The 19698-nt window shown below is 59.1% G+C and carries 18 protein-coding genes; 6 read left to right on the top strand and 12 right to left on the bottom strand.

Features of this window, described 5'->3' with window-relative positions; all coding sequences use genetic code 11:
* Window positions 1-85: 85 nt before the first annotated feature.
* The gene (locus VJU77_18750; protein ID HKP05395.1) at window positions 86-502 is read left to right on the top strand and encodes a secondary thiamine-phosphate synthase enzyme YjbQ; all 417 of its coding nucleotides are present in this window, start codon (window positions 86-88) and stop codon (window positions 500-502) included.
* 4 nt (window positions 503-506) lie between these two features.
* Here the strand turns inward: VJU77_18750 and VJU77_18745 are convergent, their stop codons facing one another.
* Window positions 507-1691: a serine hydrolase domain-containing protein gene (locus VJU77_18745; protein HKP05394.1), complete on the bottom strand. Its 1185-nt coding sequence runs from the start codon at window positions 1689-1691 to the stop codon at window positions 507-509.
* Between the two features lie 66 nt (window positions 1692-1757).
* On the opposite strand from VJU77_18745, the gene VJU77_18740 reads away from it, so the two are divergent.
* A complete protein-coding gene (locus tag VJU77_18740; protein ID HKP05393.1) occupies window positions 1758-2393 on the top strand; it encodes a transposase in 636 nt (211 codons plus the stop codon).
* A gap of 66 nt (window positions 2394-2459) precedes the next feature.
* Here VJU77_18740 and VJU77_18735 read toward each other — a convergent pair whose 3' ends face one another.
* From VJU77_18735 to VJU77_18720, 4 genes are all read right to left on the bottom strand, one after another.
* The gene (locus tag VJU77_18735; GenBank protein HKP05392.1) at window positions 2460-2927 is read right to left on the bottom strand and encodes a hypothetical protein; all 468 of its coding nucleotides are present in this window, start codon (window positions 2925-2927) and stop codon (window positions 2460-2462) included.
* A gap of 105 nt (window positions 2928-3032) precedes the next feature.
* Window positions 3033-4829 carry an oligoendopeptidase F gene (pepF, locus tag VJU77_18730; protein ID HKP05391.1) on the bottom strand — a complete coding sequence of 599 codons (1797 nt, stop codon included), beginning with the start codon at window positions 4827-4829 and terminating at the stop codon, window positions 3033-3035.
* A gap of 61 nt (window positions 4830-4890) precedes the next feature.
* Window positions 4891-5514, bottom strand: a complete 624-nt coding sequence (locus tag VJU77_18725) for a uracil-DNA glycosylase family protein (protein HKP05390.1) — start codon at window positions 5512-5514, stop codon at window positions 4891-4893.
* Window positions 5515-5518: 4 nt separating this feature from the next.
* Window positions 5519-5731, bottom strand: coding sequence for a DUF2905 domain-containing protein (locus VJU77_18720; GenBank protein ID HKP05389.1), 213 nt, complete (start codon window positions 5729-5731; stop codon window positions 5519-5521).
* Window positions 5732-5851: 120 nt separating this feature from the next.
* Here VJU77_18720 and VJU77_18715 point away from each other — a divergent pair, with 120 nt between their 5' ends.
* Both VJU77_18715 and rpiB read left to right on the top strand, forming a co-directional pair.
* Complete coding sequence (locus tag VJU77_18715; protein HKP05388.1) at window positions 5852-6814, top strand: J domain-containing protein; 963 nt, start codon at window positions 5852-5854, stop codon at window positions 6812-6814.
* A 48-nt stretch (window positions 6815-6862) separates the two neighbouring features.
* Entirely contained in the window at window positions 6863-7291 is a 429-nt protein-coding gene (gene rpiB, locus VJU77_18710) for a ribose 5-phosphate isomerase B (protein HKP05387.1), read from the top strand.
* Here rpiB and VJU77_18705 read toward each other — a convergent pair whose 3' ends face one another.
* Both VJU77_18705 and VJU77_18700 read right to left on the bottom strand, forming a co-directional pair.
* Entirely contained in the window at window positions 7292-8146 is an 855-nt protein-coding gene (locus VJU77_18705; protein ID HKP05386.1) for a UbiA-like polyprenyltransferase, read from the bottom strand. It lies immediately after the preceding gene.
* 6 nt (window positions 8147-8152) lie between these two features.
* Complete coding sequence (locus VJU77_18700) at window positions 8153-8716, bottom strand: hypothetical protein (protein HKP05385.1); 564 nt, start codon at window positions 8714-8716, stop codon at window positions 8153-8155.
* Between the two features lie 131 nt (window positions 8717-8847).
* Between VJU77_18700 and VJU77_18695 the strand changes: the two genes are divergently transcribed.
* Window positions 8848-10041 (top strand): type II secretion system F family protein, encoded by a 1194-nt coding sequence (locus VJU77_18695; GenBank protein ID HKP05384.1) that lies wholly within the window; start codon window positions 8848-8850, stop codon window positions 10039-10041.
* A gap of 69 nt (window positions 10042-10110) precedes the next feature.
* On the opposite strand, the gene VJU77_18690 is transcribed toward VJU77_18695, so the two are convergent.
* The 4 genes from VJU77_18690 to VJU77_18675 form a co-directional block, all read right to left on the bottom strand.
* Window positions 10111-12702 carry a DEAD/DEAH box helicase gene (locus tag VJU77_18690; GenBank protein HKP05383.1) on the bottom strand — a complete coding sequence of 864 codons (2592 nt, stop codon included), beginning with the start codon at window positions 12700-12702 and terminating at the stop codon, window positions 10111-10113.
* Window positions 12703-12784: 82 nt separating this feature from the next.
* The gene (locus tag VJU77_18685; protein HKP05382.1) at window positions 12785-13471 is read right to left on the bottom strand and encodes a hypothetical protein; all 687 of its coding nucleotides are present in this window, start codon (window positions 13469-13471) and stop codon (window positions 12785-12787) included.
* A gap of 1089 nt (window positions 13472-14560) precedes the next feature.
* Complete coding sequence (locus tag VJU77_18680) at window positions 14561-15619, bottom strand: TIR domain-containing protein (protein ID HKP05381.1); 1059 nt, start codon at window positions 15617-15619, stop codon at window positions 14561-14563.
* A 259-nt stretch (window positions 15620-15878) separates the two neighbouring features.
* Window positions 15879-17051, bottom strand: a complete 1173-nt coding sequence (locus VJU77_18675) for a replication-associated recombination protein A (GenBank protein HKP05380.1) — start codon at window positions 17049-17051, stop codon at window positions 15879-15881.
* Window positions 17052-17101: 50 nt separating this feature from the next.
* Here VJU77_18675 and VJU77_18670 point away from each other — a divergent pair, with 50 nt between their 5' ends.
* A complete protein-coding gene (locus VJU77_18670) occupies window positions 17102-17986 on the top strand; it encodes an N-acetylmuramoyl-L-alanine amidase-like domain-containing protein (protein HKP05379.1) in 885 nt (294 codons plus the stop codon).
* A gap of 6 nt (window positions 17987-17992) precedes the next feature.
* On the opposite strand, the gene VJU77_18665 is transcribed toward VJU77_18670, so the two are convergent.
* Window positions 17993-19654, bottom strand: coding sequence for a PAS domain S-box protein (locus VJU77_18665; GenBank protein ID HKP05378.1), 1662 nt, complete (start codon window positions 19652-19654; stop codon window positions 17993-17995).
* Window positions 19655-19698: the final 44 nt, after the last annotated feature.

Below are 19698 nucleotides of genomic sequence, written 5' to 3'. Positions count from 1 at the left end.
TCCCGACTATCCCGCGTCCGTGGTTTGCTGCGAAGTCAAAACTTCCGAGCATTGCGACGGGGCCGGCGCGCGTTAGGATGCGGCGATGGCTGTGCACAGCGAAACGCTCGAAGTCCGGACCAAAGGGAAGGGGACTTACGAGGTCACCGACCTAGTGGCAAAGATCGTGAGACAAAGTGGGATCGCTAACGGGACCGCGACCGTTTTCGTCCGCCACACAAGTTGCAGTCTTGTTATCATGGAGAACGCCGCTCCCGCCGCGCGACGCGATCTGGAAAAATTCTTCGAGCGCCTGGTCCCGGAGAACGCCGATTATGAGCACGATGACGAAGGTCCCGATGACAGCACTTCGCACATCCGGATGGCGCTCACCCGGACGAGCGAGGTCATCCCGATTCTCGACGGCAAACTACAGCTTGGAACCTGGCAGGGTATCTTCCTCTTTGAGCATCGTCGCGCGCCGCATCACCGGAAAATTGTCGTCACAGCGATGGGCGAATAGTTCGTTACGCGTAGGTCGCGTCGATCAGCCGCAACGACTTTTCGTTAGGCAGGAGGGATTGTTCCATCTGGTTCATGACGTAGGCGAACGCGATGCCGTTCTCCGGATCGGCGAAGGCGTTGCTGCCGCCGGCGCCGGGATGGCCGAAAGCCGACGACGACGGACCGAAGATTTTTTTCGGAGATCCCGCCGCGTCCTTCATGAACCCGGCGGAGAACGCGGTTGGAATTTGGAGAATGCAATCGATGCCGGCGGCGAGGGGCGTCGTCATTTGGGTGATCGTCTCAGTCTTGAAATAGCGGCGGCCTTCCATTTCGCCGTCGTTGGCGAGCATCGCGTAGAATTTCGCGAGCGCTGAGGCGCTTCCAATTCCGCTGAAGGAGACAATCTGAAGGGCGCGATTTTCCCTCGTATTCATTGCTGCAATGGAATGCAAGCCGGCGGGCGAGGTGAACGTCTTCTTCACCAGCGTCCCGGGCGTCGCCAGCTCGCGATAGAACTCCGGCGGGCTTTGCTCGCCGCCGGCCTTGGCCGCATAAATGGTCGCGGTCCGAGGCAGCTGCGTTTCGGGCAGGCCGATCCAGATGTCGAGTCCAAGCGGTTTGGCGAAGATTTCTCGCCAGTATTCAGAGATTCGTTTGCCGGTAATTCGGCGAACGCATTCATCGACCAGAAATCCGAAAGTGCGAGCGTGGTAACCGTGCGCCGTTCCCGGCGGCCAGAGCGGCTTTTGTTTCTCGAGCGCAGCGATCACCGCGGCGTAATCGAGAATGTCGGTCTGCTCGTCGAGCGCGCTCAGCCCGGCCTGGTGTGAGAGTAGTTCTCCGAGGGTCACCTGATCTTTTCCGGACTGCGCAAATTCCGGCCAGAATTCGGCGACCGTTCGTTCGAGGCTGATCCCGCGTTCTTGCAAAACGTGCAGCAGACACGCGCTCCCGAGTCCCTTCGTGGCGGACCAGAAGAGAACGAGCGTGTCGGCGGTCCAAGGTTGTTCGCGTTTCGATTGGCGAAAGCCACCGTGCAATTCCAGGAGGGGTTTTCCGTGTTGCCAGATAGAAACGGCCGCGCCCAACTCGCCGAAGCGCGTGAAGTTCTCTTGGAACAACTGCGCGATGCGTTCCAGTTCCACCGTCGAGCGTAAACCAAGGAGGGGCGCTTTCCAAACCGCCCACGCTTTCGGCGCTTCCACCGCCGTTTCTTTCGGGCTTCACAACCCGCCGCCAATCATCTACGATCCGGCCGTTCTTCCCCCCAGATGAACGAACTGCGCTTCTTTAATCCCCACGCGGACATCCGGCACACGGAAAGTCGGTTGCCGCATTGGCAGCAGAGTGGTGCGACCTATTTCGTCACCTTCCGCCTGGCAGATTCGATTCCTTCAAACGTTCTCGGTCAATGGCAGGATGAACGTGAAGCATGGCTTCGTCTCCATCCTGTGCCGTGGAGTGCTGAAACAGAACTGGAACATCACCGCCGTTTTTCCGGCGCGCTTGAGCGATGGCTCGATGAAGGCCACGGCGCCTGTCTATTGCGACGTAATGACTGTGCAGAAATCGTTGCCGAGACGTTGCGGCATTTTGAAGGCGAGCGCGTTGTCATGGTTTCATTCGCGGTCATGCCGAACCACGCGCATGCTTTGTTCGTTCAGAATTCTGAGTGGCCCCTCGAAAAGCTGATTCGGAGTTGGAAAGGGTTTACGGCGCGTGAGGTGAACAAACTCCTCGGCCGATCTGGGGCTTTCTGGCAACGCGATTACTTCGATCGTTTGGTTCGCGATGAAAAGCATTTCGCGAACTGCGTCCGGTACATCCGGCGGAATCCCAAAAGAGCGAATCTAAGATCGAACGAATTTATCCTTTGGGAAAGCGAAGTGGCGCGCAGAATCGCATGACGCTTTGAAGAGCGGCGGTTTCAAACCGCCGAAAAGAGGGCGGTTTGGAAAGCGCCCCTCCTTGTTTCAGATCACCGCGTGAAGGGATTTCAGGTCGGGATCCTTTTTCGCGAGGTCCCGGAAGGAGCTGTCCATCTTGAAACTAATCTGCAGATTCGCCTCGGCGTCGCGCACGTTGCCGAGGAGGGCTTCGTAGCACCCCATGTTGTAGTAATAGATCGGCTCCTTGAGCAGCGCCACCGGACCTCTGATCAGGAGATTCTTCGCTTCAGCCGTTTTGCCCAGCTGATGGAGACAAAAGCCGGCATGGAGGAATCCCGCCCCGGCGTCGGGCGCGGCGCGGCAAAGTTTCTGGCTGACGCGAAGGGCCAGGGCCCATTTTTTCCGCCGCATCAGGTGATGAAGCCGCAGCTGGAGGACTTCAGGGCGATTTTGAAAACGCCGGTCGATCGCATCGAGTTCGGCAAGCGACTCGCGTGTCATGCCCAGCTCTGCGTAGCCGCAGGCGGCCTGCAACTGCCATTCGAACTGCACGGTTCCCTATTTAGCAAATCGCTTGCCAGAGGGGGTTTCGGTCGTAACGGCCTTCGATGAACGGCCGCAAGCGGAACGAGGGACGTCTGCGGTCGTAGAACGCTGCTACAGAAGCGTTTCCAGTTCGGCCAGTCGCCGCTCGAAGAGGCGAAGCGTGCTCTCAATCGGTCCCGGGGTCGCCATATCGACGCCGGCGTCGCGCAATGTCTCGAGCGGGAACTTCGAGCCGCCAGATTTCAGGAAATTCAGATAAGCGTCGACCGCGCCCGGTTGTTTCGTCAGGACACGCTCGGAAAGCGCGACGGCAGCGGAAATTCCGGTGGCGTATTTGTAAACATAAAATGCGTGGTAGAAGTGCGGGATCCGCAGGCATTCGAGGTCGAGCTGCGGGTCGAGGACGACTCCGGAGCCGAAGTAGGCCCGGAGCAAGGCGTGGTACTCGTGTTTGAAAACGTCGAGGGTGAGGGCGTCGCCCCGTTCTTCGAGGGCGTGAATGATTTTCTCGAACTCGGCGAACATGGTCTGGCGGAACAGGGTACCGCGGATGTCGTCGATCTGGCGGTTGATGATATAGGCCCGCATCTTCTTGTCCTGCGTCTCCTCCAGGAGGTGATGGGTGAGAAGCTCTTCGTTAAAGGTCGAGGCGACTTCGGCGAGGAAGATCGGGTAATTGTAATCCTGATACCGCTGCGATCGCTGCGAGAACCAGGTGTGCATGGAATGCCCGGCCTCGTGAGCCAGCGTGTAGACGTCGGAGAAGACGTCGCTTTTGTAATTCATCAGAATGTAGGGCGGCGCACCGAAGCTGCCGGAAGAAAAAGCGCCGCTGCGTTTACCCTTTGTTTCGTAGCGATCGCACCAGCGGCCGCGGAGTCCTTCGGCCAAAACGGCGGTGTATTCTCCGCCTAAGGGCGAGAAGGCGCGCAGGATCGTTTCGGTGGCTTCGTCGAAAGAAATCCGTGATTCGATTTCGGGGACCAGGGGAACGTAGGTGTCGTACTGGTGCAGCTCGTTGAGCCCGAGGACGCGCCGCCGCAGCTCATAGTAGCGAAAGAGGGGCGCGACGTTGCCGCGGACCGCCGAGATAAGGCCGTCATAAACCGCGGCCGGAATGTCGTCGCGGAACAACGATGCTTCGAGAGCTGACGAATAATTCCGGGCGCGGGCGCGAAAGACATCCGCTTTCACGGAATAGGCCAGCGCGGCGGCGAGCGTGAACTGGTGGTCCTGGAATTCGTCGTAGAACTGGTGGAACGCGCGCTTTCGCAGGTCGTGATCACGTTTGACGAGAAACGAACTGAACGAGCTTTGGGTGAGCGGTTTTTCTTCACCCTTGTCGTCGACCAGCACGCCGAACTTCATGTCGACGTCCGTCAGCTGGGAGAAGGTTTCGTCGTAGCCATCGAGCGCGGCGCTCCCGAGCGCCAGCAAACGCTCCTCAGGTTCGGATAAAACGTGCGGCTTCATCCGACGGATTTTCTTGAGCGCGATTTTCCACTCGACCAACGCCGGATCCTCCAGGAACTGCGCGAACATGTCATCGGGGATCGCCTGGATTTCCGGGCTCAGGAACGAAGCGGCCTCACCGATTTGGGTCAGGAGATTTTGCATTTGCCCCATGCGCGCGAGGTAATCGGGATTCGCGCTGTCCTCGGAGAGCTGGAGCGACGCGTAATGGAAGAGGCGCTCGATTTTCAGGTCGAGCGATTTCTCGAACTCGAGGCATTGGGCAAGGCTGCTGGCCGAATTTCCAAGACGGCCTTTCCAATCGGCGATCTTTGGAAAAGTCCGCTGGAGCCAGGCGAAATCCTCCGCCCATTTGTCGGCGTTAACGAAGAGATGGGTGAGGTCCCATTTGTCGGAGTCGGGCAGATCAGCGCGGGTGAGGACTTTGGCGGTCATGAAAGGGGAAAACGTCCAACGACCAACGCCCAACGTCCAACGCCGAATTGGGGAGCCCGCATCATCGCCGGAGATTTTGCATCGAGGGATGACGGGCGATCCGGCGCATGGCTTTGCCGAGGAGGCCAAGGCCGGGCGGGATGCGGTGCCAGGGCGAAGCGCCAGACGGATGCGGTAAGGGAATTAGATCGAAGGCGCGGCGCTTGTCGCGGATGGCAAAGCTGCGGCCGACGACCTCGTCCAGTCTTTCAAAGGGGAGGAACTGCGTGATCGCGAGTTTGCCGACGGGAATGACGAGATGCGGCCGGAGGAGATCGAGTTCGTCGTTCATCCAGGTGGAACAGTTTCGGATTTCGTCCGGCGCCGGAACCCGGTCGCCGCCTGCCGCCGTTTTTCCGGGGAAACAGCGACAGACCGCGGCGAAGTAAATTTTCTGGCGTACTTCTTCTTCATTCATCCCGCAGAATTGCTGGAACCAGCCGAACAACGTGCGGCCGGCGGTCCACGCGAACGGTCTGCCGAGCACCGGCTCTTTAACGCCCGGCGCCTGACCAATCAGCATGACTTTGCTGAGAACCGCCCCGCCAGAGACGGGCGGCGGCACCATGCGTGGGCAGCGCCGGCATTGCCGCAATCGCGCGACGTGGGCGTTGAGCGCTTGCTGTTGGCGCGACGCGCGGGGCATTGAATTAGCGGCGGAAGATCGCCAACAGCACGGTCACGACGATGCTGATAATGATGCAGGTGACGATGGGGAAGTAGAAAGCGGTGTGGCCGCGTTCGATGCGGATGTCACCGGGTAAACGTCCGAGCCAGCCCGCGCCAACTCCCGCCCAAAGCGCGATGCCGACGAGCATCATGACGCCGCCAAAGATCGCCAGCATTCGGCCCAATTCACGCATGAAGGAAGATAACAAATAGCGGCGGTTTACAAACCGCCGACGGCTACAAAGGAAAAACGGCGGTTGGTAAACGGACGCTCCTTGATAAGAAGCACGCCTCGCTGAACTTTCCCGAAAGCAATGGCAGTCCAATTCCGAGATTATTACGAGACCCTGGGCGTTTCCAAGACGGCAAGCGAAGACGAAATCAAGAAAGCGTTTCGAAAGCTGGCGCGTCAGCATCATCCTGATGTCGCCAAGGACAAGAAGGCGGCGGAAGAGAAATTCAAACAGATTAACGAAGCCTACGAGGTCCTTGGCGATCCGGAGAAGCGGAAGAAATATGATGAACTAGGCGCCAACTGGAACCAGCCGGGCGGGTTCCAGCCGCCGCCGGGGTGGGGCTCGCAACCCGGTGGTGGATTCCGCCGTTATTCGCCGGGCGACGGCGGCGGGATCGATTTCGAATTCGGCGGCACCGGGTTCAGCGATTTCTTCGAAGCGTTCTTCGGTGGGGGCGGACGTCAGGCGGGATTCGGAGGCAACCCCTTCGGTCAGCGGCAGCGCGCAGCCGAACGGGGGAGCGACGTAGAGGCGGATATCATGGTCACGCTCGAGGAAGCGCTTCATGGTTCGAAGCGCCCGATCTCGCTGCGGCGGGGCAATTCCAGCAAGGTCGAAAGTTACCAGGTCAAGATTCCGAAGGGTGTGCACGAAGGTCAGCGGATCCGTCTCGCCGGCCAGGGGGAAGCGGGCGCCGGTGGCGGCAAGAGCGGCGACCTTTTTTTGCGCGTGCGCCTGGCGCGCCATCCGGATTTTGCTGTCGAAGGAAACGACCTGATCCACGACGTGAAATTACCGGCCTGGCAGGCAGCGCTCGGCGGCGAACTGCAGGTGCCAACCCTGGAGGGTCAGGTGCGCCTGAAAATTCCGGCGGGAACGCAGAGTGGTCAGCGTTTTCGTTTGCGCGGCCACGGTATGCCGACCGCGGCGGGAACGCGCGGCGACTTGTTTGTCGAAACGCAGATTCAAGTCCCAAAGAAGTTGAGCGACCGTGAGCGCGAGATTTGGAAGCAGCTCGCGGAATTGCCCGACGCCGGCTAGGACGCTTTCACTCGACAGACGCGCACTCGCGGGATTAGAACGCAGCCCATGAAGATTGCTCTCGGGACGGACCACGCCGGTTACCATTACAAAGAAAAAGTGAAGGCGTTGCTCGGGGAACTCGGCCACGAGGTGAAGGATTTTGGGACGTTCAGCGAGGAGCCGGTAGATTACCCGCGCTTCATTCGGCCGGCCGCGGAGTCGGTGGTGAAGGGGGAGTGCGATCGTGCGATCGTTTTCGGAGGATCGGGCAACGGCGAGGCGATGGCGGCGAACAAAGTGCGCGGTGTGCGTTGTGCGCTTTGCTGGAACGAGCAGACGGCAAAATTATCCCGCCAGCATAACGACGCGAACGTGCTCTCGATGGGGGAGCGCGTCATTCCGGAGGAAACGGCTCTGGCGATTGTCCGGGTCTGGCTGACGACCGATTTTGAAGGCGGCCGGCACACCCAGCGGATCGCCCAGCTCGAGGGCTAATCAGAGGCAGCGATCGGCTGCCACCGCAGCCACAAAGACGACGCTCACGAAAGCGTTGCTCTGGAAGAAGGCGCGGTTTATTCCGGCCAGGTTGAGCGTTCGCGCACTATGGTGTTCGTAGACGAGAGCGCCTGCGATGAGCGGCATGGCGGCGAAGTAAATGATCCCGAGTTTGGCCGCGAAACCAAAGCCAACGAGCGCGGCGAACATCAACAAATGGAGCCATTGCGCCAGGCGCAGGCTCGCGGCCACGCCGAGCTGGACAACCAGAGAACGCAGACCTTCGCGCCGGTCGAAGTCGACGTCCTGGGTGGCGTAGATCAAATCGAAGCCCGCCACCCAGCAGACGACGCCGGCACCGAGGACCAACGGCGGCAGGGCCAGGGTGCCGGTCTGAGCGATCCAAGCGCCGGCCGGCGCAACCGCAAGGGCGAGCCCAAGAAAGAAATGCGTCAGGCCCGTGAAACGTTTCGTGACCGAATAGAAGAGGACGATGGCAAGCGCAACGGGGGAAAGTAAAGCCGTCGTGCGGTTGATGGCGGCGCTCGCGAGGAGAAATCCGGCACTAGTGATCGCCAGGAGCGCCCAGGCCGTCGGCTTGGTTATCAGAAGATGACGCTGAGCCGTCCGCGGATTTTTCTGATCGAGCGCCCAGTCACTTAGGCGATTGAAGAGCATGGCCGCGGTCCGGGCAAAGACCATGCAGAGAAGAACGAGGCCCAGGATCCGGAGGCTTGGGCGGCCATTTGCCGCCACGAACAGGGCGCCGAGAGCGAAGGGGAGCGCAAAAATGGTGTGCGAGAACCGAATGAGGCGCAGGAAACGCGCGACCGAACTTTCCGTAGGCGGCTCCATCGGCTATCAGTGCTCGCCCTTTAACAGCGCTTTCAATCTTTCATGCGGACGCGATTGAAGGGGAGTGCCGTGGGCGAAAAGCATCCGCTCAAAGGGATAATCCAGCAATTGGGCCAGGGATTTGCGCATGAGTTTGGAGTTCGAGCAATACTTGGAGGGCAGAAAGGTGAACCCGTAGGGATCGAAGTTTATCAGGGCATCGCCGATAACCATGACGCCGCCACCAGCCGTTGAATGAACCGCTATTTCCCCGGGCGCCGCACCCTCGATGCGAACGGCGGTCAAATTCGGGGGGAACGCCGCCGCACTGGCAGCTGAGTGAATGGGAACCTGAAACTGGTCCGCGAAGGCTTTAGCTGACCGGAGGTGGTTTTCGTTCGTAACGATGACGCCAGCTGTTTTGGTCAGCGAATCCATGGCCTCCGCGGCCAGGGGGATCGGGTCAATCAGATAAGTCCCGGAAGGGGTTTCCAGACCGGTCGAAAACAGCTCGGTCTTTATGGAGGAATCGTAGGCCCGCCAAAGGAAGATGTCTGGGGTGACGGGCTCGAGTTCGGCGGCGCAGACCATGGGAGAGCATTCCTCTTGGGAAGCGCCCCCTCAAGAACCGTTTGGGGAGGGGAGCGAAGTAGTGGCACCATAGATGCTATACGGAATATAATTACCATAACATGATCACATTCTCCTACCAAGCCCGTGATATGTCTGGAAAGATCGTTTCCGGCATACAAGACGCCCTCAATGAGGACAATGCTGTAACCAGCCTGATGAGCCGGGGACTGATGGTCCTCTCTCTCCAGCAGAAGGCCATCGCCAGCAAGACCCGCAAGAAAACCTGGACGGTCAAAGAAACCGACCTCGTTCTGTTCACCCGCCAGCTTTCGACGATGATCGAGGCCGGTATTTCGCTCGTCCAAGCGTTGACCGCGCTTTACGACCAATGCGATCCCAAACGCCAGCGGAACCTGCGCCATATTATCAGCGACGTGACGACGCGCGTCCAGGGTGGCGAGACGCTCAACGAATCGATCGCGAAACACCCACGAGTGTTTGATCGCCTTTTCGTCAGCATGGTGAAGGCGGGCGAGCATGGCGGTTTGCTGGCGGAAATTCTCGATCGTCTGGCCGGATTCCTTGAAGCAAGCGCCCGCCTCCGCAAGAAGGTGAAATCCGCGATGACTTATCCTGTCATCGTTATTTGTATCGCGTTTGCCATTACCACATTCCTGATCGTGAAAGTCGTCCCCATCTTCGGCGAAATTTTCAAGGATTTCGGTTCGAAGCTGCCCGCCCCCACGCAGTTCCTTATCGACGTCAGCGATTTCATGCGGGGCGAATGGTACTATCTGCTCCTTGGCGCCGGCGGCATCTTTTTCGGCCTGCGTTTTTTCCTGCGCTCATCGGGCGGGAAGAAATTTGCCGATCGCTGGAAGCTGAAGTTGCCGATCTTTGGGCCGCTCATTCACAAGATCTGCATGTCGCGTTTTTCCCGCACGTTTGCCCAGCTCATCCGTAGCGGCGTGCCCATCCTGGAAGTGCTCGACATTGTGGGCGGCGCTTCCGGCAATCACGTTATTGAAAGCAGCATCAAAGGGGTAAGCGACGACGTGGAAAAAGGCGACAATCTGTCCGTCGCGCTTTCCAAGAAGCCGATTTTCCCGCCCATGATGTTGCGCATGGTGGCGGCTGGTGAGGCCACCGGCAAAATCGACACCATGCTGGAAAAGATGGCCGACTTCTGGGACGAAGAAATCGAGGCCATGCTCGACGCCCTCACCTCACTCATCGAACCCCTTTTGATCGTGTTCCTCGGAGTCATCGTCGGCGGCATCGTAATCGCGATGTTCCTGCCGATCTTCAAGCTGAACGAAGTAGTTTCGCAGAGCAAAAGCTAAGGAGAAGCCTCGCTCATGTGTGGGAGGAGTGGGATCGCAAGGTCCCACTCCTTTCGCGTTTTATGAATCTCACGGCGATTTTGTGGCGCCGGTGACGCTCTCGACCTTCGCGTACATCTCGCGGTAGATCCGCTCGATCGCGGCGGTTGGGTCCTCCAGCATCATGTTTTCTTTGATCACGCTGGCGTAGATTGCGAACGAGAACGGCGAGACCGCCGGCAACTCGAGCAGCTGCCACTCGAACTCCTGGACCTCGTCGAGAAATCGATACGCGCCTTCCGCGTCAAGAAAGGTATGCGTGGCCTGCCGATACGCTTCCACCAGGAGCGGATGGTTGGGCTCGTGTCGCTCGAGAACACGAAACAGCACTTCGGCGCTCCAACTCAGCTGCTTTTGCCTGCGCTTTTTTCCCGGCAAGTTGCGCGGCACCATCAATCCGGTCTGGGCCACGCCGCGGAACTGCCATTTCACCAGCTCCGAGCCGCGCAAGGCGGCACTGAGATCGCGCTCCGCCTCCGCGCGTGAAAAGCAATCTCGCCAGACGGCGAGAGGCAATTCCTGAAAGCGACGCAGCGTGAGAAGAAAGCCATAATCGTCGATGGTCGCGAGCGCGTTCCCGCCGATTTGGTTTCTGACCCGTAACGCCACAATCCGCGAGAGCGCGTCGTTTGCGCTCCGGCCGATGAGCGAATGAAAAAAGTAGTGGGCGTGAGTGCCGTCGCGATATAGCTCGATCAGCATTTTTTGGCCGACGGGAACATCGGAAATGCCAAGCTGGGCGCGGAACAACTCTACGATGGCCTGCGCATTCGCCGCCGAGATGTCGTAACGCTCGACGAGCCAGTCCGTGACCGTCGCATCGTTGTTTGTCCGACGGACCTGAGCATCCAGTTCTGTTCGCAGTTGTCGGACGGCGCGCGCCAGCCCGGAGGTCAGCGGCATCTTCGCCGCGTTCCAGCGCGGCACCGTGGGCAATTGGCCGTCGGCGCGTTCGACATGGGCCTCCTGCACGCCGGTCTCCACCAGGCGCACAATCCGGCCGCCGAGCACGAACAGGTCGCCGATCTGGAGTTGTTTGATAAAATTTTCCTCAACCGAACCGAGCCGCCGATGGCGCAATAGAACGTCGATAAAACCTTCCGAGTGAATGGTGCCGATATTGACCAGGAACTCGCGGCCAATTCGCGGATGGGCGAGAGAAATCGCGTTGTCCTCGATTAGGATCTTGCCGAATACGCCAGCATATTGTTTTTCCAGCGCGGCGCCGCCGCCTTCGAGGTAATCAAGAATGCGGTCGAATTCCGCCCGCGTCAGATCGCGAAAAGGATGGGCGCGGCGAATCAGCGCGAAAACTTCATCGATTGCGATCGGCGGGCCCGCGGCCGCAAGTCCCACGATGTGCTGTGCGACGACGTCGTAGGGTTTTTGCTGAATCTTGATCGGATCGAGAACACGCTCGCGGACCAGCTTCGCGGTAACCGTCGCTTCGACCAGGTCGTTGATGTTTGTGGCGACCAGGACGCCGTGGCTGCTGCGGTCCAGCGAATGACCGGATCGACCAATCCGCTGAATGGCGCGCGAGACGCCTTTGGGTGTTGCCACCATGACCACGAGATCGACCGCGCCAATGTCGATCCCCATCTCGAGGCTGGTCGAGCAAACGACCGCCCGGAGCTCGCCGTTCTTGAGCCGGTCTTCCACTTCGAGCCGGACACTGCGATCGAGCGACGCATGGTGGATTTCGATCTGCGGCGCCAGATCCGGGAGCAATTCCTTCAAGCGCAAACCCACCTGCTCCGCGGCCGAACGCACATTGGTGAAGACGAGGACCGATTCACGTCGGCGGATCAGCTCCGCGAGTTCGGCGTAAAGGCGCACGCCGGTGTAGCCGGACGGCGGATACGGTTTGCGGCGGATCGGCGAGAAAACTTCCACGAGCGATCGCTTTTCGCTCTGCGCTTCCGCAATACGACAATCCCGGCCTTCTCCCACAAGAAAGCGGGCGAGCAAATCGAGCGGTGCCGCCGTGGCAGAAAGCCCGATGCGACAAACCGGAGGAACCTCGGGATTTTGGAGCGAGCGGAGGCGCTCAAGGCGCTCCAAGGAAATCGTCAGATCGGCGCCGCGCTTATTTCCGGCGAAGGAATGGAGTTCATCGACAACGACAAATTCGCATTCGGCCAGATGCGCCGCGTAGCTTTCCTGGGCCAGCATTACCGCCAGGCTCTCCGGCGTCGTCACGAGAATTTGGGCCGAGCGGTCCCGAAACTTCACTCGCTCGCTCGATGGCGTGTCGCCGGTGCGCAAATGGATACGGAGCTTTTTCTCCAGCTCCATTCCAACGATCGGAGCGCGGATGTTCTTCCCGATGTCGTAAGCCAGCGCGCGAAGCGGTGAAACGTAAATGCATTGCACGCTCGAACTGAGTGCGGCCGCGTCCAGTTTCCTCAGCAACGCGTCGAAGATGCCGAGGAACGCTGCGAGCGTTTTGCCGCTGCCGGTGGGAGAGGTGAGCAGAATAGATTGACGATCCAGAACCGCAGGCACAGCCAGAAGCTGTGCGTGGGTTAAGTTACGATAGGTCCCCCGGAACCACTCCCAGAGACGCGGATGCAAACGGCGTGCTAATTTTTTCTCAGTTCCTGCCGCTGGGAGACGCATGCGGCAATCTCACGGTTGGAAGTGACGGAAGCAAAAACGCTCCTGCGCGAAGTAGATTTCGTCTCCAAACGCGGCTCTCTCGTCAACTGGGCTGCAGCGGATACGTGACACCGTTCACCATCGCTGCCGTGCCGGGAAAGAATTGGTAGCGGATCACTGGCCGGCTGGTGCCGCCTCCGTCCGCCTCGTGCGGACTGCCGGTGCGCAATCCGAGCGCCTTCGCGCACGCGACGCTGATCTCGCCGATGTGATCGTCGCCTCCGCTGTCGGCAACCACTCCCTCGACTGAAGAGCCATTTTCCGAGTTGGTGACGACACAACGACAGCCGATGACGACGCCGCTGGCCCGTTGAATCACGATCCCGGGCAGGGAGAGGTAGGGAACCGTGGCCGAATCCACGTATTTGAAAGGTGATTGATCCGGCAACTCCTGGCCATCCGCGCCCACCAAGTTCAGCGCTGTCGTTGAAACATAGGCGCCAGGCGCCGGATCGTTTCCGCCCTGTACGACCGGCGTTCCGTTTGGCTGGCCGTTGTCCGTGGCGATTCCCCACCAATTGCCGGGTACACCGGCGTTGCCGATCACATCGAGAGTCGGTCCATTGTAACCAGCGGGAGCGTAACAGGGCGAATGTCCTGCCTGCCCGCTCGCGCCATCCCCATCGAGGGTCGCACCAGCGACAAAGGTAACGCTGCCGTCGTCGGCCTGGATTACATCAACACTGAGCCCGGTGTTGCTGTCCGCAATGGTTGCGATCGTTGTGCTCATCGGTGGGGTGAGGAAGGGCCGGACTGAGAAAACACCAGCTCTGGCTTGTTAACCAGCACAAAGTGGAGGCCCACCTTGTTCCGGCAACGCCGCCTCGGCTCGAAGTTTTCCGCGGTTCGCTGACGAAGACGCACGGGGATGCAGCGCACACCATCAAGCGAGCGCCTCAGAGATTTTGAGATTGTCGTATCGGACGGTTTCGGAGACGATTTCGCAGGATTGAAGGAAAGCTCTTGATTCCGTCATCCGGATTATCGCCTGGAGGGGCTTAGGAAGATGAATCTAAGAATTGCACATCTTGTTACGGTCCAATTCGGGATCTTAATCGGGATTGCGGCCTGCCTGGTGTTCTTACACTTCGAAAACGCGAGACCGCGCACCACGTCGGAAAGGCGAGAACTGCCGACGATGAAGTCTCAGGCCGACGACGAAAGTGCGACGGTGGATTCTCGCGACGAACTGGAGCGGGACGAGAGGCTCGCCGAACAATCGGCTTACCCTTTGCCGAGCGAGTATTCCCCAGAAGCAGTGGAGAAGTCCAGGGCTATCCTGGCGAAGCTATATTACGAGCAAATCGCTCCGCGACGTAATGCCACCGCCGTTGCCCAAAACTATACGGAGGTGGCTCAAGAACCGGCGGCAGCTCAAACCTATGAGCCGCCACCACAGCCTGTCACCTACTCTGAGCCCACCCAGGTCGTCCTCTATCCTCCGCCTGGTCAGTTCATCTCATTTGCGCGTCCTCGCCCCTTCGTCACTCGCTGCCGGCCGGCGTCTAATCCCAACGTGCTCGCATCAAATTCGGATCGGCGCCGGGATAACGGAAGGATTCACCTGCCGAAGCCTCGCCCTCCCAGGTCTCTTGGGCTAGAGCACCGTAGCACCGCCGGCGGACCAACTTGCCCTTCACCCCAGGGATTCACACCTGGCGGAAAGCGTTAAGCGGGAAAACAGGGTTGCCGATTTCCGGTGACCGCTCCGGCAAAGGAGCCTCCTTTACATTCAGTATTCGATGATCGTCGTGGAAATTGACCGCCGCCACTGCAAGCAATCCCCGAAACTTTCAATCAATTTGGAACCCGACCATGATTATAGCTTACACCAGCGCGCGGGGAGAATCACAGCTTTGGGCGAAAGCGTCCTTGGTGCAGGCGTTGCCAGATATTTGGAGTGATCCGGCAACCGAAGGTAATGCTCGAATAGATCGTGGGCTTTCTTGATGACGGTGCGATCTTTGCTTGCCCGAAATACATGCCATTGAATATGCGAGTGCATCGTCCAAGTAGATTGTGTTTCCGGAACAATCAAAATCGTCGGCTTACGTTTGGATTGAATGATCTGCAAGTCCACCGGATGCCTGCCTGTGGCCAAATCGATTGCGGTAACGCGTAGGGTGGGACGCGTAAACGCGGAGAGAGACGCGTAGATTCGCTGAAGTTTCCATCGATAGTTCCAATCGTGCCTGAAGGCGTGCGCATCCACGAATAGGACGCGTTCTACCTCGAGACACGATCGCTGAATCAGATCACGTTGCAGTGCGAACCAGCTTATAGATGGTTTCAAAAAGAAGAGGTCTTCGCTCCCGCCAATGGCAACATACGTGATGAGCAAACGTCTCGCCGATTTGATTAGCTCTTTAAGAAGGTCGCAATACTGGACAAACGACGTTAACTTTCCAGGATCATGAAAAACATCCCCGACCGCTGGCAATGGAACAACCTTACTGAGAGCCGCGAGTTTTTGGAGGATTATTAACGCCGCTTCTTCAGGGCCAGTCTGGCGAAAGTTTACATAGGAAACCGTCTTCAAGACGCCGGGGACGGGCGTATCATCTAGTCGAATTGGAAGAATATACTCGCGGCGTTCCTTAAAGGCTCGCTCTTGCGCTGCGCGCAATTCGTGTCTGGTCCAAAGTTTTTTGACATAGTGCTTGGACATGAAAATGACGCAGAACTGAGCCATTTGGCTGTAGATCTGTGACAAATGCTGATAAAGGTCCTTACCAACGAGGTTTGCCTGTTCATGCTTGTCATAGAAAGTTCGGCATCCGACGGCGTTGAGAAGCTCGGCCAGACGTTTGGCGTGCCGTCGGTCTTCTCCCGCAAAAGACAGAGCGACATCGTATTGGGGACCCTTGGATCTGGGCATGGGAGCATTTGGTGATACCATGTATCGCGTGCAGACGTCACTGTTTTTGCACGACGCGAGCGGGCGGCTGCAACGTAGGAGGAAGAGGGGAGATCAGGCGGTGCGCCTGCCCTACAATTGGCGGAGATTCGCGTGCTCAGTGGGGAGCGTAGCAAAGAGGGCGGTGTCGCCGAAGGTCCGGCGGCGCCGGACTCCGCTTGGACGTAGGGCTTCACTGCCTTATCGTTCGGTGGATGCCCGGGCTGTTATCGGAGGAAACTCACCGTTCGGGGTTCACGGGGAAGTGTTTGTTTTTCAGGTTTTCAGGAACGCGCTGAGTGCGTTCGTTCTCGATTTCCTCGGTCGCGGCGCCGAGCGCTTCGTAGGCTTCGCGGCTCTTTTTCGCGCGGCACATGTAGGACGTGGCGTGGGCGAGGGGAATGCGCGCCTCCGGCATTCCAACGAATTCGACGGCGTGCTGCGCGGCGATCGCCAAGGGCAGCGCTTCCGGGTCGCCCAGTCCTACATCCTCGCTGGCGAAAATCACGATCCGCCGCGCGATGAAGCGGTAGTCCTCGCCGGCATGGAGCATCTTGGCGAGCCAGTAGATCGCGCTCTTTTCATCGGAAGCACGCATGCTCTTGATGAAAGCGCTGATTGTGTCGTAGTGCGCGTCGCCCTTCTTGTCGTAGACAACCGCCTTTTGCTGGATGCTGTCTTCGGCGACGGCGAGGGTAAAATGAATGACGCCTTTCTTGTCGGGCGGCGTGGTTAGCACGCCGACCTCGAGAGCGTTGAGGCATTTCCGAGCGTCGCCATCGCTCAGCTTGGCGAGATGGGTGCGCGCGTCGGCGTCGATCCTGACGTTGTAATTGCCGAGGCCGCGTTCCTTGTCCGCGAGGGCGCGATCGATGAGCTGCTCGAGTTGTTCGACCTTGAGCGGCTCCAGTTGAAAAACCTGGGAGCGCGAGACCAGCGCACTGTTGACGTAGAAAAACGGGTTGTAAGTCGTAGCGCCGATCAACCGGAGGTTTCCACTCTCGACGTCGGGCAGAAGGATGTCCTGCTGGGCCTTATTGAAATGATGGATCTCGTCGACGAACAGAATCGTCTTTCGGTCCGCGGATCGGAGCCGGTTCTGGGCGGACGCGACTACTTTCCGCATTTCGGCAACATTGCTTTCAACGCCACTCAAACGCTCGAACTTCGCATGAGTCATGTCGGCGATGACATGAGCGAGGGTGGTTTTTCCGGTGCCGGGCGGTCCCGACAGGATTACCGACGGCAAGCGATCTGCCTCGATCGCGCGCCGCAAAAGTTTTCCCGGCCCGAGGATATGTTCCTGCCCGACGAACTCCTCGAGCGTGCGCGGGCGCATGCGGGCGGCGAGGGGAGCGGAGGCGCTAACTCCTTCGCTCTTTTCTTCTTCGGCAGCATGAAACAAATCCTGCACATCGGAAAAAATACGGAGCGTAAATCGTTGCGCACCTTATATTCGCGGCCATGCGAAAGACGGTTTTGGGTATCTCATTCTTTTTCATGGGGCTGGCCTGGGCGACCGCGGATTCGCTGCCGTTTTCCACCGTGTTCAAGGGACGCGACAAATTCGACGCGATCGTGGCCAGGGCGAAGGCAGGAAACTGGGCTGCGCTGCCGCTGGGCGAGCGGACCGTGACCATAGGCAAGGAAATGGTGGGGACGCGCTACAAGAATTACACCCTGGAGATTGATAACCGGATCGAGGCGCCCTCGGTGAACTTTCTCGGATTAGATTGCTGGACGTTCTTCGAAACCGCGCTGGGGATGTCGCGAATGATGGCGGAACCTTCCGAGAACTGGACGCCGGAACGACTTCTTCATTACGTCGAGCTCGATCGGTATCGGGGCGGAACTTGCACCGGGGAATATTTGTCGCGGCTTCACTACCTGGAGGATTGGCTCGCGGACAATGATCGGCGCGGCCTGGTCAACGACCTGACGCGGAGCCTGGGGGGCGTGAGTGTTCCGCACTCGGCCCGCGAAATGACGGTAGGCTGGCGGCATTACCGCTACCTGGCGGCAAATCGATCGTTATTGGGACCATTAGGCCAAATGGAAGCCCGGGTGTCGAGCCGGCCGCTCTACCAGATTCCGAAAAGCCGGGTGGCGTCGATCGAAGGGAAGCTCCAGAGCGGCGACGTGATCGGAATCATCTCGCGGGATGGCCGGCATTTGTTTTCCACTTCGCATGTCGGTCTGGCGCTCCGCCAACCAGATGGGTCGCTTCATTTCATGCACGCCTCAGCGCCGCACAATTATGGGCGAGTGGTGATTGATTCGACCCTGTCGAGCTACCTCTACCACTTCAGCACCCATTCCGGGATTCTGGTGGCGCGGCCGATCAAGTGACGGTCTTCAGGCCGCGGTCTGCAAATCGATCAGGAACCGCGCGCCTTTGCCGGGCCCTTCGCTGAACGCGCGGATCGAGCCGCGATGCATTTCCACAATGGCTTTGCTGATTGCGAGGCCGAGGCCCAGGCCTTCTCGCCGGGTGCTGCCTTGTTCAAACGCCTCGAAGATTTTCTCGAGATTGTCCGTCTCGATGCCAATCCCCGTATCGCGAATCTCGACGTGCAGAGCGTGCGGTTGCGGATTGGAAGTGCGGACGGTGACGTGCCCCTCTCGCGGCGTAAATTTCGAGGCATTCTTGAGCAGGTTCCAGAACACCTGTTGTAACCGCGATTCGTCGGCCATTACCATGTGATTCGTGGCAGTGAGTTCCAGCGACAGCTTGAGCTTTCGCGAGGAAATTTCGTCCCGCACGATCTCGGTGGTGTGGTTCAAGAGCTCGTGAGCGTCGGATTTGCGAAGATGGAGATTCAATTTTCCGCGGGCGATCCGGGTCAAATCGAGAAGATCATCGATGAGCCGGGCCTCCAGCTCGACATTCCGGCAAACCATCTCGAGCCCTTCCGCGACCTCCGGCGAAAGCGATGGGTCTTTTACCATCCCGCCAGCCCAAATGAGAATCGGCGTCAGCGGGGTGCGTAATTCATGGCTGAGCGTCGCGAGAAAACGATCTTTGGCGGCGTTGGCTGATTCAGCCGCTTCCTTTTGCCGCTTCAATTCCGCGTCGAGTTTTCGCCGGTGAATGAAAAGCCCGATCTGGCTGCCGAGCAGCTCCATCAGAGCCAAAAGATCGCGGTCCGGCTTGATTGCTTTTGGACTAAACAATTCGAGCACGCCGTTCACTTCTCCTTCGGCCATCAGCGGAAACGCGAACGCCCCGCCGAGGTGCGCGGCGGCGGCGGCGGGGGCGCGGGGAAAGTTTGGGTCGTGGGCCAGGTCGTCGAACCAAAGGGTTTTTCGGGCGGTCAACACCCGACCCGGCAGGCCTTCGTCGGTCTTGAGGCGGGTCGCTTTTGTGGTCGCGGCAAAATCCGAAAGGCCGGGCAACTCCTGGTGCCAGGTGGTTTTGCACTCAAGGGCTTCCGGCTCCTCCTGGCGCAGCCAGATCGAACCGGCCACCCAGTCGCCTACCGCCGCGGTGGCCTCGATGATGCGCGGGCCCGCCTCGGAAATCGACGACGAACCAGCCAGCAGGCTCGCCACCGAATATTGGGCCGTGCGCCATCGCTCGTTTCGGATGCGGTCCGAAATGTCGCGCGCGATCTTCGACGCGCCGATGATCTTGCCCGTCTTGTCTTTCAGCGGCGACACCGTGACCGAAATGTCGAACAACGTGCCGTCTTTCTTGCGGCGAACCGTTTCGTAATGGTCGATCCGTTCGCCGCGGCGAATCCGGGCCAGGATGCCGGGCTCTTCGTGTTGTCGCTCCGGTGGAATGAGGGTGAGAATCGATTTGCCCACAATTTCGTCCGCCGAGTAACCAAAAAGCTGCTGCGCTCCGGCGTTCCAACTGGTGATGATGCCGTTGAGATCTTTGCTCACAATCGCGTCATCGGAGGACTCGATGATCGCGGCCAGGCGCTCGCTCGCTTCGGCCCCCCGGGCAAGTTCCTCAAGCGAGGCTTGGGCGTCCCCTCCGAGAGTTTTCACATTTGGCGTCGGTTCCATCAGGTCGCAGGCCTAGAATAGCATCGAAGCGAATCGGCGCTTCG

Source organism: Chthoniobacterales bacterium (genome assembly GCA_035274845.1).
Taxonomy (GTDB): domain Bacteria; phylum Verrucomicrobiota; class Verrucomicrobiia; order Chthoniobacterales; family UBA10450; genus AV80.
This window is presented reverse-complemented; position numbering and strand designations above follow the sequence as displayed.

Excerpts from the sequence above, each read along its gene's own strand:
- VJU77_18750 (HKP05395.1), top strand. The coding sequence starts at position 86 with ATGGCTGTGCACAGCGAAACGCTCGAAGTCCGGACCAAAGGGAAGGGG.
- VJU77_18740 (HKP05393.1), top strand. The coding sequence starts at position 1,758 with ATGAACGAACTGCGCTTCTTTAATCCCCACGCGGACATCCGGCACACG.
- pepF (HKP05391.1), bottom strand. The coding sequence starts at position 4,829 with ATGACCGCCAAAGTCCTCACCCGCGCTGATCTGCCCGACTCCGACAAA.
- VJU77_18725 (HKP05390.1), bottom strand. The coding sequence starts at position 5,514 with ATGCCCCGCGCGTCGCGCCAACAGCAAGCGCTCAACGCCCACGTCGCG.
- VJU77_18720 (HKP05389.1), bottom strand. The coding sequence starts at position 5,731 with ATGCGTGAATTGGGCCGAATGCTGGCGATCTTTGGCGGCGTCATGATG.
- VJU77_18715 (HKP05388.1), top strand. The coding sequence starts at position 5,852 with ATGGCAGTCCAATTCCGAGATTATTACGAGACCCTGGGCGTTTCCAAG.
- rpiB (HKP05387.1), top strand. The coding sequence starts at position 6,863 with ATGAAGATTGCTCTCGGGACGGACCACGCCGGTTACCATTACAAAGAA.
- VJU77_18705 (HKP05386.1), bottom strand. The coding sequence starts at position 8,146 with ATGGAGCCGCCTACGGAAAGTTCGGTCGCGCGTTTCCTGCGCCTCATT.
- VJU77_18700 (HKP05385.1), bottom strand. The coding sequence starts at position 8,716 with ATGGTCTGCGCCGCCGAACTCGAGCCCGTCACCCCAGACATCTTCCTT.
- VJU77_18695 (HKP05384.1), top strand. The coding sequence starts at position 8,848 with ATGTCTGGAAAGATCGTTTCCGGCATACAAGACGCCCTCAATGAGGAC.
- VJU77_18690 (HKP05383.1), bottom strand. The coding sequence starts at position 12,702 with ATGCGTCTCCCAGCGGCAGGAACTGAGAAAAAATTAGCACGCCGTTTG.
- VJU77_18685 (HKP05382.1), bottom strand. The coding sequence starts at position 13,471 with ATGAGCACAACGATCGCAACCATTGCGGACAGCAACACCGGGCTCAGT.
- VJU77_18680 (HKP05381.1), bottom strand. The coding sequence starts at position 15,619 with ATGCCCAGATCCAAGGGTCCCCAATACGATGTCGCTCTGTCTTTTGCG.
- VJU77_18670 (HKP05379.1), top strand. The coding sequence starts at position 17,102 with ATGCGAAAGACGGTTTTGGGTATCTCATTCTTTTTCATGGGGCTGGCC.
- VJU77_18665 (HKP05378.1), bottom strand. The coding sequence starts at position 19,654 with ATGGAACCGACGCCAAATGTGAAAACTCTCGGAGGGGACGCCCAAGCC.